This is a genomic window from Pseudomonas sp. REST10 (assembly GCF_029542605.1).
GTDB lineage: Bacteria > Pseudomonadota > Gammaproteobacteria > Pseudomonadales > Pseudomonadaceae > Aquipseudomonas > Aquipseudomonas khazarica.
The window spans coordinates 1,619,861-1,632,530 of sequence record NZ_CP035677.1 but is presented as its reverse complement, the minus strand read 5'-3'; the positions used below and the strand labels follow the sequence as shown (position 1 = coordinate 1,632,530).

Below are 12,670 nucleotides of genomic sequence, written 5' to 3'. Positions count from 1 at the left end.
GACCGTTCGACTGGCCATCCACCGCGTGCGCTCCCTCCGCAACACCTTGAGTCATCATTCAATCAGTGAGTTCGTCCAACATGTTGAAGATTGCCCATTTCGTGACAGGGTTTGCCGCCCTGCTGCTGTCTGCCGTCCCCGGTTTTTCCAGTGCATTCCTCGCCACACCCGATGCCATCTACCTGAACCTGATCGGCCTGCTCAACCTGCTCGCCGCAGCGCAACAGTACACGCCTGCCCCGCGCCAGCAACTGGCCAACCTGTCATCGGCACTGCTGATCCTGGCGGCCGTGGTGCAGAGCCTGATCCTGCTTGCCCCGCTACCCAACATCGGCGGCCAGCCGGCGATCTGGCTGCCGCTGCTGACCATCGGTATCGCGGTAGCCTTCCAACTGACCGCCCAGTTGAACCCGCAACCGCGTGACAGCCAGCCACGCGCCGTCGCACAGCACAGCGCCAGCCAGGAAGACCGCGAGACCGGCACGGTGAAGTGGTTCAACACCTCCAAGGGCTTCGGCTTCATCTCCCGCGATTCGGGTGAGGATATCTTCGTGCACTTTCGCGCCATTCGCGGTGAAGGCCACCGCGTCCTGATCGAAGGCCAGCGCGTGGAGTTCTCGGTGATGCAGCGCGACAAAGGCCTGCAGGCAGAAGATGTGATCGCAGCAGCACCCTCACGGCGCTGAAGACGACAAGAAAAAGCCCGGGAAACCGGGCTTTTTCATATCAGTAGTGCGGTGGCGGCGCTTCGTCCTCGGCAATGCCGACCTGGCCGTTCAACTCCTCCTGGCGACGCGCCAGCGCTGTCAGTTGCAGCTGCATGCGCTCGATACGCCTGTTCTGCTCGACCAGCTCGTCGCTCAGCGCCTGGATGGTGTCGTCCTGGAAGGCCAAACGACTTTCCAGCTCCATGATTCTGGCTTCCAGGCTCATGCCAGGCCTCCGGCAAACTGGAAGTCCTCGGTCAGCACCAGACGCAACTTGTCGATGATCTGGCGTATCTGCGCGTCCTCGTAAGGCCTGGCCGGCTGCCGCCCCCAGACGGGTGCCGGCCACGCCGCGTCATCACGCCGCCGCACGATGACGTGCATGTGCAACTGGCTGACCACGTTACCCAGCGTCGCCACATTCATCTTGTCGGCGGCGAAGGTATCCTTGAGGGTCTCGGCCAGCAACGAAGTCTCCTGCCACAACTGACGCTGATCGGCGCCATCAAGCTGAAAGATCTCGCTGACCTCTTCACGCCGGGGCACGAGAATGAACCAGGGGTAGCTGGCGTCGTTCATCAACAGCAAGCGACAGAGAGGAAAGTCTCCGACCAGCAGGCAGTCCTGCTGAAGACGTGAATCCAGGGTGAACATGATGTTTTCCTCCTTTACCCAACCCTATCAAGCTTAGCGCCAGCCACACCCGGCGCGATGGCGCGCAGCATACGCAGGGTCGCGCGACAATTCACCCGCCAGCGTCGCACCAGCACAAGGCACGTCACAGGCACCCGCACCGTCGGCGTGCACCATTTTGTTTCCTCCCGTAATACCTCGCCTCAAGCGTTACCGCGACGCCTCACCACAGTGCACCCTTCGCCCCGGGAGAAAACGCCGCAACCGCCCACGCAGGCGACAGGCAAGCCCACAGAATGCAACGCCCACGCAGCCGCGCGTGGGGTTCGCACCGGGAAATCACGTTTTTGCAGAATCCCTGGCGTTTTGAGCACGACTTTTGCTAACTGTCAGAGCAATGCCCGGCACGCCGTGCAGTCGATCAATAACAGCGGTACCAGGCAACCCAGAACCGCGAGAGCGTCGGCCTAACGCAACGCAAGTGAAGATCTACAGATTTGCGACATCCTTCATTACGCCATGCGACACCGTTCTGAACGAACCCGCAATGAATAGACTGCAACTATCGCCATAATTGGCTGCGTGCTATAAGTTACCGCCGACACAAAAAGAAAGAGCCGCCCATACAATAAAATAGTGGGCAGCGCAACTCTTCTAAACCAAAGGAGCAATCACGATGCAAGTGATGAAGTGGAGCGTAATCGCCCTGGCAGTCGCCGCGGGCACTTCCCAGATGGCAGTGGCATCCAGCCAGTCCGAGTCGAACGGTTTGATCGAAGATAGCAGCTTCAACATCTTCAACCGTGCCCTGTACATGAACCGTGACTTCCGTTCTGGCGGTCCTCAGCGCAACGCTCAGAGCTACCGTGAAGAAACCGGCCTGGGCATCCGCCTGCTGTTCGAATCCGGCTTCACCCAAGGCACCGTAGGCGTCGGCTTCGACGCTCACTCCCTGAGCAGCATCAAGCTCGACGGCGGCCGCGGTCACCGTGGCAACGGTCTGTTCGACCAAGCTGGCGATGGCCACAGCGAAGACACCCAGACCGAAGTTGGCGGCGCTATCAAGTTCCGTATTTCCGATACCGTTCTGAAGTACGGTAACCAGGAAGTAGCCAGCCCGGTATTCTCCACCGACGACAGCCGTCTGCTGCCAGAAGTTGCTACCGGTACTCTGGTAACCAGCAATGAAATCTCCGGCCTGGAACTGACCGCTGGTCGCTTCACCGCGATGAGCAGCCAGGTCAGCACTGACCGCGACACCTTCGGCCTGAAGGAAATCAACATCCTCGGCGCCAACTACAGCATCACCGACGATCTGAGTGCTGCCCTGCACTACTCCGACGCCGATGACAACTTCAAGAAGTACTACGTCAACCTGAACTACAACCTGCCGCTGGCAGATGATCAGGCACTGAACTTCGACCTGAACGGCTACCGCACTCGCGGCCAAGGCAAAGAGCTGCAGGGCGAGATGGACAACAACATCTGGAGCCTGGCAGCTGCCTACTCCATGGGCGCCCACAAGTTCACCGTTGCGCACCAGCGCTCCAGCGGCGACACCAGCTATCGTTACGGCGATATCGATGGTGGCGGCACCATCTGGCTGGCCAACTCGGTTCAGTACTCCGACTTCAACGCCAAAGACGAAACCTCCTGGCAGGTTCGTTATGACATCAACATGGCGAGCTACGGCATTCCTGGCCTGAGCTTCATGACCCGCTACATTGTTGGTGACAACATTGATGTGGTTGGCGTTGACTCTGACGCTTCCGAGCGCGAGCTGGACATCGAAGCCAAGTACGTGATCCAGGACGGCGCTGCGAAGGACCTGTCCTTCCGTATCCGTAATGCGTTCTACCGTGCAGACAACGACTACGGCGGCGACATCAATGACTTCCGCCTGATCGTCGAATACCCGCTGAGCGTTCTGTAACGACTGCGTGATTCGACAACAAAGAAACCCGGCCTAGGCCGGGTTTCTTTTTATGGGCAGGATGCTGCGTCAGATCGGCAACGCATATGTCCCGGTCACGTGAGCCACCAGCTCAGCCTCGTTCCCCGCCGAATACAGCGAAACCTCACAGACGGCCTGGCGCCGGCTCAGGCGCAGGATGCTCGCCTCGGCCAGCAGGTCCACCGGCTGAGGTTTGACCAGGAAGTTGATGTTGAGATTGGAGGTCACCGCCATCTCCACGCGCCCCAGACGCCCCAGTACCACGGCGTACATCGCCGCATCGCCCAGCGCCATGATGGTCGGCCCCGACAAGGTGCCGCCCGGACGCACCAATTTGGCATGAAAGGGAACCCGCGCCAGCACCCCCGCCTCGTCGAGCCGGTCGATACGCAGGTCGATGTCCTCGGCCATGGGCAACCCGGCCCGAATCAATGTCTGAACCTCACGCGCAGTCAGTCCCACAGCATCGCCCTCCTGGATTAACGCAGCGCCGCGCCCAATGCCGGTCGCAGTACCTGCAACCGTCCTGTACGCCACTGTACAGGCACCGTACAATGCCGGCCTACTCCAAGCCCTAGCAACCGACAGAACGGCCAAACATGCGTACCAGTCAGTTCCTGCTCTCGACCCTGAAAGAAACTCCCTCCGATGCCGTGGTGATCAGCCACCAGCTGATGCTGCGTGCCGGCATGATCCGCAAACTGGCCTCCGGCCTGTACACCTGGCTGCCGATGGGCCTGCGCGTGCTGCGCAAGGTTGAGAACGTGGTGCGCGAGGAAATGAATGCCGCCGGCGCGCTGGAAGTGCTGATGCCGGCCATCCAGCCCGCCGAACTGTGGCAGGAATCCGGTCGCTGGGTGCAGTACGGCCCCGAACTGCTGCGGGTTCATGACCGTCATGACCGCGAGTTCTGCGTCGGCCCGACCCACGAGGAAGTGATCACCGATCTGGCGCGCAACGAGCTGAACAGCTACAAGCAGCTGCCGATCAACTTCTACCAGATCCAGACCAAGTTCCGTGACGAGATTCGTCCGCGCTTCGGCCTGATGCGCGGCCGCGAGTTCATCATGAAGGACGCCTACTCCTTCCATGCCGACCAGGCGTCGCTGCAGGAAACCTACGACCGCATGCACCAGGCGTACTGCAACGTGTTCAGCCGCCTGGGCCTGGACTACCGTCCGGTGCAGGCCGACACCGGCTCCATTGGCGGCACCGGCTCGCACGAGTTCCACGTGCTGGCCGAATCCGGTGAGGACGACATCGCGTTCAGCACCGTCTCCGACTATGCCGCCAACATCGAGAAGGCCGAGGCCGTGCCGCGTGAAAGCGCGCGCGGCGCCGCGACCGAGGAAATGCGTCTGGTCGATACCCCGGACACCAAGACCATCGAGGCGCTGGTCAACGGTTTCGGCCTGGCCATCGAAAAGACCATCAAGACCCTGGTGGTGCACGCCGCCGAGGAAGGCAAGCTGATCGCGCTGGTGGTACGTGGTGACCACGAGCTGAACGAGATCAAGGCCGCCAACCTGGAACTCGTTGCCAGCCCCCTGCAGATGGCCAGCGAGGCCGAGATTCGTGCCGCCATCGGCGCCGGCCCCGGCTCGCTGGGCCCGGTCAACCTGCCGATTCCCTGCGTGATCGACCGCAGTGTCGCCCTGATGAGCGACTTCGCCTCGGGCGCCAACATCGAGGACAAGCACTACTTCGGCGTCAACTGGGAGCGTGACCTGCCCCTGCCCGCCGTCGCCGACCTGCGCAACGTCCTCGCGGGCGACCCCAGCCCGGACGGCCAGGGCACCCTGGAGATCAAGCGCGGCATCGAAGTCGGGCACATCTTCCAGCTGGGCACCAAGTACAGCGAAGCGATGAACTGCCAGGTGCTCGGCGAGAACGGCAAGCCGGTGACCCTGAGCATGGGCTGCTACGGCATTGGCGTATCGCGTGTCGTGGCCGCCGCCATCGAGCAGAACTTCGACGAGCGTGGCATCCGCTGGAACGACGCCCTGGCGCCCTTCCACATCGCCCTGGTACCGCTGCGCTACGAAACCGAGCAGGTGCGCGAAGCCACCGACAAACTGTATGCGCAACTGACCGCAGCGGGCTTCGAGGTGCTGCTCGACGATCGCGACAAGAAGACCAGCCCCGGCATCAAGTTCGCCGACATGGAGCTGATCGGCATCCCGCATCGCGTGGTGGTCAGCGATCGCGGCCTGGCAGAGGGCAACCTCGAGTACAAGAGCCGCGCCGAAACCGAGCCGCAAGCCGTACCGCTGGCGGAGATCCTGTCCTTCCTGCAAGCCCGTATCAGCCGCTGATCACGTAGCACCGAGACATCATGCACACGAGCAACAACCTTCGCCTGACTGGCGCCGCACTGTGCGGCGCCCTCTTTCTCAGCGGCTGCGCCAACCAGCTCCCCCAGCGCAGCGAGCATGAGGAGCGTATCGAACGCAAGCTGCTGGATCACCAGCTGCAGATCGATACGGGCGAGCCCAAGGTGTTGGAGCTGCCGCAACGGCGTATCCGCGTGCATGACCAGAAGAGCTACGAAGTCACCGCATTCGAGGTGACGCGCCGTTACGACCGCTACACGCCCTATCAGCCCTGGCGCGAGCTTTACGAGGTGCCGGTGGGGGCCGTCGCGGTCGTGGCCGGCGTCGGCGCCAACGTGCTCAACGTGGTCCTGCTCGGCAGCCTGCCGGAAACCGCGACCCGCGACTGGATCAGCTACGGCATGGCGGGCCTGAATCCGTTCATGAACGTGGAATCCAACGGCCGTGCCGAGCAGAACCTGGCGAGCATCGAGGAGCTGCAGCGCGACCGGCGCATGGAGTACACCAACCTGCCCTGGGCTGAACGAGCGGTACAGGTCCAGGCTGGGGAGCAACGCTTCGAGCTGCTTACCGACAGCACCGGCGTGCTGCGTCTCAATCTGCTGGACAGCCCGTTCACCGAGCAGGACATCACGCGACTGAACCTGTTGCAGCTGAGCGTCGAGGAGCGCCTGGGCGACGACCTGGCCCGCGCCGAGACGACCCTGATGGTCAGCCACACCCTGCGCGGCAAGCTGCGCGAGGCGCACGACCTGATCTTCGACGACCTCGAAGGCGATGATGTCGCCCAGTGGGTACACCGGGTCAAACGCCTTTCCGATCTGGGCCTGGAGGAAGAAGCCAGCGAGCTGGAGCAGAGCCTGATCGAGCTGACCCGCAACGACCCCGAGCTGCAGGATGCCTTCCTCAAGGCCCTGCTCAAGGATGCCGGGCGTCTGGCCGCCGACCCGGCCAACTGACCACCGGCCTGCCCCGCTCCGGGGCGCTAGACCATCTCCAGCGGACGCTTGCGCTGCGGCGGCGCGAAGGCCGCATCCAGCGACTCCAGGTCGTGCGTATCGAGGACAATGGCAGCCGCCGCCACGTTGTCGCGCAGGTGCGCGCTGCCAACCGCCTTGGGAATGGCGATCACCCCGTCCTGCCTGAGCGTCCAGGCCAGTGCCACCTGGGCCGGCGTCACCCCATGCCGCTCGGCGACCGCGCACAACGCAGGCGCGTGCAGCAACGCCCCCGCCTGACTGAGCGGGCAGTAGGCCATCAACGGCATCGCAGCACGCTGCTGCCAGGGCAGCAGGTCATATTCGATGCCACGTGCCTCAAGGTTGTACAGCACCTGATTGGTGCTGCAGCCCGGCTGATCCAGCTCCAGCAGATCGTCCAGGTCGAAGTTGGAAACACCCCAGGCGCCGATCTTGCCCTGTTCGCGCAAGCGCTCGAAGCCTGCCACGGTTTCCGCCAGCGGAAAACGCCCACGCCAGTGCAGCAGATACAGGTCGATACGTTCGCAGCCAAGGCGCTTGAGGCTGCGCTCGCAGGCCGCCTGCACACCGTCCAGGCTGGCATTGTGCGGGTACACCTTGCTGACCAGGAACACCTCGTCACGACGCCCGGCAATGGCTTCTCCCACTACCTGCTCGGCACCACCCTCGCCATACATCTCGGCGCTGTCGATCAGCGTCATGCCCAGGTCCAGCCCCTCACGCAGCGACGCGACCTCGCGCGCACGCTGCTGCCGGTCTTCCCCCATGCGCCAGGTGCCCTGCCCGATCACCGGTACCCGGGTACCAGCCAGTTCAATCTTGCGCATCGACAGATCCTCGAGTGATTGAGCGCGCGGCTCACTGCCACGCCATGGCCGACGAACGTCGCCGGTTCAGAGTGGCTTGAGCAGAAGCAGCAGGGAAACCGGCTGGACGCTTTCGGGGTGCAACGGCTCCTGCAGCCATTCCAGGCGCCAGCCGGTCTCGCCGAACAGCGTCAGCCAGGATTGCAAGGTGCGGAAGAACCAGGGCATGGGCGCCTGAAAGCCCTCGCCAAAACCGGCGAAGTCCTCCACCCGCCAGCCATCCTGATAGGGTTCGCCATGGCTGGCGCGCCAGGGGTGCAAGGTCTGAATCAGCAGGCTGCCGCCAGGTGCGAGCAGGGCATGCAGGCTCTGCAACACCGGCTGCAGGGGCTCCTCCAGCAAGGCGAAATTGCACACCAGCACCTCGAAACGCCCGAGCTGCTCGGCATGCTGATCCAGCTCGGCATAGCCACAGACACGGTACTGGCTGCGCCCGTCGCAGGCGGCACGAGCGGCTTCGATCAGGGGTGCCGAAGCATCCACGCCCACCGGCTCGATGCCATGCTCCGCCAGCCCCCGGCACAGCCAACCCTCGCCGCAACCGATGTCCAGCACACGCCTGGGCTGCAGCGCCAGCACCGCCTGGATGATGGCGGCATCGGTGACCAGGCGACGGCTCTCGATGCGCTGCTCGCGCACGGCGGCAGCCCAGGCATCGGCGTTGGCCTGCCAGCTCTGCTGAAGCTGTTCTCGATGGTCGCGCTGCATGCGGGGCCCCCTGCATCTTGCGTTGCAGCGAGTCTAGCAGCCCTGTTGGCGGAGCAATACCGCAGGCGCCATCGACTAAGCTGTAGTGCATGAGTGGCGACGAGCGCAGTGCTGCCGGCACGCGAGCACTGGTGCAGTTCACATGAGGCCGACAGGCCAGGCCGGTGGTATATGGGCGCATCATGGCAATCCAACCCGCAGCACGGTGTCCTGGTCCGCTCGCCCGACCTGCAGGACCCGTCTGGTGCGCCGACCAGCAAGCGTCGCTGGCGCACCTACCTCTATCTCCTGCTGACCTTGCTGGTGCTGCTCGGCACGGCGCTGCTGGTATACGAGTCGCGCAGCGCGCACTTCCAGTCACGCGAGCTGAGCCGCTATGCGGCCAGCCTCGGCTACCAGGTCGAGCCCGGCCCCAGCGAACGCATCGTCTACCCGTCCGATGGGCCGTTCGACAAGCGCCAGGGCTATGCCTACCTGCCGCTGATGCTGGAGCGCCTGCAGCAGCGCGACTACCTGATCAGCGCGCAGTCGCGCTTCTCCGACGCACTGCTGGCCTACACCCGCCGCGGCCTCTTCCCGCCGTTCACCGAGAAGAGCCAGAGTGGCCTGAGCATCAGTGACTGCCGTGGCAGCCCCTTCTACACATTTCTCTATCCGCGCCAGGGCTATGCCGATTTCGCCAGCATTCCGCCCCTGGTGGTGAACAGCCTGCTGTTCATCGAGAACCGTCACCTGCTCGACCAGGCGCAACCGCTGGCCAACCCGGCGGTGGACTGGCCACGCTTCGCCATTGCCGCACTGTCCCAGGTGGGCAAGGTGCTCGACCTTCAGGACCAGTCGGCCGGCGGCAGCACGCTGGCAACCCAGCTGGAGAAGTACCGTCACTCCCCGGACGGGCTGACCCTGTCCGCCGGGGAAAAGCTGCGGCAGATGATTTCCGCCAGCGTGCGCGCCTACCAGCAGGGGCCGCAGACGCTGGAGACGCGCCAGCGCATCGTGCGCGACTACCTCAACAGCGTGCCGCTCTCCGCTGCGCCAGGCCATGGCGAGGTGCACGGCCTGGCGGACGGCCTGCGCATCTGGTACGGGGCGGACTTCGAACGCAGCAATGCCCTGCTCGATCCCGCCCGCTCGACCGAGGCCAGCCTCGCCGAACGGGGCCTGGCGCTGCGCCAGGTGTTGTCGCTGATGATCGCCCAGCGCCGCCCATCCTATTACTTGGCCCAGGGCCGGCACGACCTGGAGGACCTGACCGAGAGCCACATCCGCCTGCTGGCCAGTGGCGGGCTGATCGACCACGACCTGCTGGACGCCGCCTTGGGCCAGCGCCTGGTCTATCGGGACTGGCAACTGGAGCCCAACCTGCGCGTGCAGGAGAACGACAAAGGCATCAGCGTCGCCCGCTCGCGCCTCTCCAACCTGCTGGGCATGCCGTTCTACGACCTCGACCGCCTCGACCTTGCCGCCAGCAGCACCCTGCAGTACGACCTGCAGCAGCAGGTCAGCCACTACCTGCAGCAACTGGCCGAACCGCAGTTCGCCGGGCAGATCGGCCTGTTCGGCGAGCGCCTGCTGTCCCCGGAGAAGACCGCGGAGGTGCGCTACAGCTTCACCCTGTTCGAGCGCACCGCGACCGGCAGTCGGGTGCGGGTGCAGACTGACAGCACCGACCAGCCGTTCGATATCAACGAGGGCAGCAAGCTCGAACTGGGCTCGACCGCCAAGCTGCGCGTGCTGGCCACCTACCTGGAGATCATCGCCGAACTGCATCGGCAGCACGCAGGCAAGACCCCGGCCGAGTTGCGTGAAGTGGACATCGCCCGCCAGGATCACCTCAGCCGCTGGGCGGTCGACTACCTGCAGGCCAACCCGCAGGCGGAGCTGGCCGGCATGCTGCAGGCGGCGCTGGAGCGGCGCTACTCGGCCAATCCCAACGAACGCTTCTTCACCGGCGGCGGCCTGCACAGCTTCGGCAACTTCCGCCGCGAGGACAACGGCCGCAACCCGACCCTGCGCGAGGCCCTGCGCGAGTCGATCAACCTGCCCTTCGTACGCCTGATGCGCGATCTGGTGCGCTACAGCACCTACCAGAACAGCGCCGAGCTGCTCAAGGACGACAAGGACCCGCGCCGCCTGAAATACCTGCAGCGCTTCGCCGACCGCGAAGGACGCACCTTTCTCCTGCGCTTCTGGCGCAAGTACCAGGGCCAGCCCGAGCAACAGCGCCTGGAGACCTTCATCAGCGGCCTGCGCCAGACCTCGGTGCGCCTCGCCGCCGTGCACCGCTATCTGCTGCCGCACGCCGACGAGGCCAGCTTCGCCGCATTCCTGCGCGCCCAGCTGCCGCAGGAACGGCTCAGCGAGCAGCGCATCACGCGCCTCTACCAGGACTACGGGCCTGGCGCCTACAGCCTCCCCGACCAGGGCTACATCGCCCGTGTGCACCCGCTGGAGCTGTGGCTGCTGGGCTACCTGATCGACCACCCGCAGGCCAGTTTCAACGACGCCGTCGCCGCCAGCGTCGACGAGCGCCAGGAGGTCTACGGCTGGCTGCTGCGCAGCCGCCACAAGAGCGCGCGCGACAGTCGCATCCGCATCATGCTGGAAGTCGAAGCCTTCTCCGACATCCATCGCCGCTGGCAGAACCTGGGCTACCCCTTCCAGCATCTGGTGCCGTCGCTGGCCACCGCGCTGGGCAGCTCCGGGGATCGGCCGGCAGCGCTGGCGGAGCTGATGGGCATCATCCTCAACGACGGCATTCGCCAACCCGTCCTGCGCATCGATGCGCTGCACTTCGCCACCGACACGCCCTACGAGACCCGCGTCGAGCGCGATACTCGGGGAGGTAGGCGGGTGATGGCCTCCGAAGTCGCCGCCGCGTTGCGCGACGCCCTGTCCCAGGTGGTGGAGGGAGGCACCGCGCGCCGGCTGCAGGGCAGCTTCCAGCTGCAGGACGGCCACAGCCTGACACTCGGCGGCAAGACCGGCACTGGTGACAACCGAGTCGAGAGCGTTGGCGCCGGCGGCCGGGTGATCAGCTCACGGGCGATGAACCGCACGGCCACCTTCGTGTTCTTCCTCGGCCCGCGCCATTACGGCACGCTCACCGCCTTCGTGCCGGGGCGAGAAGCCGAGCGCTTCACCTTCACCTCGGCGCTGCCGGTGCAGGTGCTCAAGGGCATGGCGCCGATACTCGCGCCCTATCTGGAGCCAGGCAGCGCGACCGGATGCCAGGCGCCCCTGAGCGCCCCTCAGATCAGCAGGCGGTAACACCTGGTAACCAGCGCGGGGGCAGGCGCAGGAAACCCGGCAGCGCCTGTGCAGTCCATGGCAGCACCACCGTCTTTCTTTCGTGAGTGTCGCCCATGCCCCTGTCCTGGCTGGCCCTGCTGCGCCGTCGTCGCCTGAGCCTGATCATCCTCGCGTGCCTGCTGGTATTGCTGCCGATAGGCTGCGCCAAACTGGAGCAGACCGAGCGCGAACTGGTGTTCCGTATCGAGCCGGGCACGGCCCGCTGGTTCAATGGCCTGCCGGCCGGGCTCGAGGACGTGCAACTGCAATCACCCGAGCTGACGGCCGAGGAAAGCCTGCATGCCTGGTGGTGGCCCGCCAGCCGGCAGGACGCGCCAACCCTGCTCTATCTGCACGGCTCTCGCTGGAACCTGACGGGCCAGCTGTTTCGAATCGAGCAACTGCATGCCATGGGATTCTCGGTGCTGGCCGTGGACTACCGCGGTTTCGGCCAGAGTCGTGGCGCGCTGCCCTCCGAGCGCAGCGTCTACCAGGACGCTGCAATCGCCTGGCAGCACCTGGCTCGCCTGCAACCCGAGCCGGGCAAGCGCTTCATCTATGGCCACTCCCTCGGAGGTGCCGTGGCCGTCAACCTGGCCCATGAACTGGCCAGTGAACACAGCAGCGCACAAGCCGGCGGGCTGATCGTCGAATCCAGCTTCACCAACCTGGGCGACATTGCCGCTGCAGTCACCCATACCTCGCTGCCCGTGCGCTGGCTGCTGTCGCAGGACTTCGACTCGCTCGGCAAGATTGGCGCAGTCGGTGTGCCGGTGCTGATCGCCCACGGTCGTGATGATCGCTACGTGCCGTCGCGCTTCAGCGAGGAGCTGTTCGCTGCGGCCAGTGAACCCAAGCAACTGCTGCTGATCGACGGCGCCAACCACAACAACGGCCTGCGCATGGCCGGTGCGAACTACCGTCAGGCGCTGCAGACGCTTGGCCTGTCGCCCAACTGAGCGGACTCAGGACTTGAACTGCTGGAGGTAGAGCTGCTCGACCTTGGCACGGGCCCAGGGCGTCTTGCGCAGGAAGGCCAGGCTCGACTTGATGCTGGGCTCATGCTTGAAACAGCGCACATCGATCTGCCGCGCCAGGCCATCCCAGCCCAGGCGTTCCACCAATGCGCCGAGAATCGCCTGCAGGGTCAGGCCGTGGAGAGGGTCGTTGCTGGTCATGCGGACATCCGTTGCGAAAT

12 protein-coding genes and 1 pseudogene are annotated in these 12,670 nt (G+C 64.7%); 7 read left to right on the top strand and 6 right to left on the bottom strand.

Going from position 1 to position 12,670, the window contains the following annotated elements; genetic code table 11:
- Positions 1–80: 80 nt before the first annotated feature.
- Positions 81–386: pseudogene (locus EWH21_RS07575) on the top strand (cold shock domain-containing protein membrane protein); the annotation flags it as partial.
- Positions 387–485: 99 nt separating this feature from the next.
- Positions 486–686: a cold-shock protein gene (locus EWH21_RS07570; protein ID WP_230622853.1), complete on the top strand. Its 201-nt coding sequence runs from the start codon at positions 486–488 to the stop codon at positions 684–686.
- A gap of 40 nt (positions 687–726) precedes the next feature.
- Here EWH21_RS07570 and EWH21_RS07565 read toward each other — a convergent pair whose 3' ends face one another.
- Complete coding sequence (locus tag EWH21_RS07565; RefSeq protein ID WP_037047258.1) at positions 727–933, bottom strand: SlyX family protein; 207 nt, start codon at positions 931–933, stop codon at positions 727–729.
- A complete protein-coding gene (locus tag EWH21_RS07560) occupies positions 930–1,361 on the bottom strand; it encodes an HIT domain-containing protein (RefSeq protein WP_037047255.1) in 432 nt (143 codons plus the stop codon). Before EWH21_RS07560 ends, EWH21_RS07565 begins: the two co-directional genes overlap by 4 nt.
- A 655-nt stretch (positions 1,362–2,016) precedes the next feature.
- On the opposite strand from EWH21_RS07560, the gene EWH21_RS07555 reads away from it, so the two are divergent.
- On the top strand, positions 2,017–3,273 hold the full coding sequence (locus EWH21_RS07555) for an OprD family porin (RefSeq protein WP_277700205.1): 1,257 nt from the start codon (positions 2,017–2,019) through the stop codon (positions 3,271–3,273).
- A gap of 69 nt (positions 3,274–3,342) precedes the next feature.
- On the opposite strand, the gene EWH21_RS07550 is transcribed toward EWH21_RS07555, so the two are convergent.
- Entirely contained in the window at positions 3,343–3,750 is a 408-nt protein-coding gene (locus EWH21_RS07550) for a PaaI family thioesterase (RefSeq protein ID WP_134677430.1), read from the bottom strand.
- Positions 3,751–3,893: 143 nt separating this feature from the next.
- Between EWH21_RS07550 and EWH21_RS07545 the strand changes: the two genes are divergently transcribed.
- Together EWH21_RS07545 and EWH21_RS07540 are read left to right on the top strand one after the other, a co-directional pair.
- On the top strand, positions 3,894–5,609 hold the full coding sequence (locus EWH21_RS07545) for a proline--tRNA ligase (protein WP_037047250.1): 1,716 nt from the start codon (positions 3,894–3,896) through the stop codon (positions 5,607–5,609).
- Between the two features lie 20 nt (positions 5,610–5,629).
- A complete protein-coding gene (locus EWH21_RS07540) occupies positions 5,630–6,586 on the top strand; it encodes a hypothetical protein (RefSeq protein WP_037047249.1) in 957 nt (318 codons plus the stop codon).
- 26 nt (positions 6,587–6,612) lie between these two features.
- On the opposite strand, the gene EWH21_RS07535 is transcribed toward EWH21_RS07540, so the two are convergent.
- Both EWH21_RS07535 and EWH21_RS07530 read right to left on the bottom strand, forming a co-directional pair.
- A complete protein-coding gene (locus EWH21_RS07535; RefSeq protein WP_277700204.1) occupies positions 6,613–7,434 on the bottom strand; it encodes an aldo/keto reductase in 822 nt (273 codons plus the stop codon).
- A gap of 66 nt (positions 7,435–7,500) precedes the next feature.
- Positions 7,501–8,181 carry a methyltransferase domain-containing protein gene (locus EWH21_RS07530; RefSeq protein WP_037047246.1) on the bottom strand — a complete coding sequence of 227 codons (681 nt, stop codon included), beginning with the start codon at positions 8,179–8,181 and terminating at the stop codon, positions 7,501–7,503.
- Positions 8,182–8,352: 171 nt separating this feature from the next.
- Here EWH21_RS07530 and EWH21_RS07525 point away from each other — a divergent pair, with 171 nt between their 5' ends.
- Together EWH21_RS07525 and EWH21_RS07520 are read left to right on the top strand one after the other, a co-directional pair.
- Positions 8,353–11,451, top strand: coding sequence for a transglycosylase domain-containing protein (locus EWH21_RS07525; RefSeq protein WP_277700203.1), 3,099 nt, complete (start codon positions 8,353–8,355; stop codon positions 11,449–11,451).
- A 95-nt stretch (positions 11,452–11,546) separates the two neighbouring features.
- A complete protein-coding gene (locus EWH21_RS07520) occupies positions 11,547–12,431 on the top strand; it encodes an alpha/beta fold hydrolase (protein WP_277700202.1) in 885 nt (294 codons plus the stop codon).
- A 6-nt stretch (positions 12,432–12,437) separates the two neighbouring features.
- Here the strand turns inward: EWH21_RS07520 and EWH21_RS07515 are convergent, their stop codons facing one another.
- Positions 12,438–12,650, bottom strand: coding sequence for a VF530 family protein (locus EWH21_RS07515; protein WP_037047239.1), 213 nt, complete (start codon positions 12,648–12,650; stop codon positions 12,438–12,440).
- Positions 12,651–12,670 lie beyond the last annotated feature (20 nt).

Bases quoted from the DNA above. Each gene is read 5' to 3' on its own strand.
- EWH21_RS07515 (WP_037047239.1), bottom strand. From the start codon at position 12,650: ATGACCAGCAACGACCCTCTCCACGGCCTGACCCTGCAGGCGATTCTC.
- EWH21_RS07530 (WP_037047246.1), bottom strand. From the start codon at position 8,181: ATGCAGCGCGACCATCGAGAACAGCTTCAGCAGAGCTGGCAGGCCAAC.
- EWH21_RS07565 (WP_037047258.1), bottom strand. From the start codon at position 933: ATGAGCCTGGAAGCCAGAATCATGGAGCTGGAAAGTCGTTTGGCCTTC.
- EWH21_RS07545 (WP_037047250.1), top strand. From the start codon at position 3,894: ATGCGTACCAGTCAGTTCCTGCTCTCGACCCTGAAAGAAACTCCCTCC.
- EWH21_RS07535 (WP_277700204.1), bottom strand. From the start codon at position 7,434: ATGCGCAAGATTGAACTGGCTGGTACCCGGGTACCGGTGATCGGGCAG.
- EWH21_RS07520 (WP_277700202.1), top strand. From the start codon at position 11,547: ATGCCCCTGTCCTGGCTGGCCCTGCTGCGCCGTCGTCGCCTGAGCCTG.
- EWH21_RS07525 (WP_277700203.1), top strand. From the start codon at position 8,353: ATGGGCGCATCATGGCAATCCAACCCGCAGCACGGTGTCCTGGTCCGC.
- EWH21_RS07540 (WP_037047249.1), top strand. From the start codon at position 5,630: ATGCACACGAGCAACAACCTTCGCCTGACTGGCGCCGCACTGTGCGGC.
- EWH21_RS07560 (WP_037047255.1), bottom strand. From the start codon at position 1,361: ATGTTCACCCTGGATTCACGTCTTCAGCAGGACTGCCTGCTGGTCGGA.
- EWH21_RS07555 (WP_277700205.1), top strand. From the start codon at position 2,017: ATGCAAGTGATGAAGTGGAGCGTAATCGCCCTGGCAGTCGCCGCGGGC.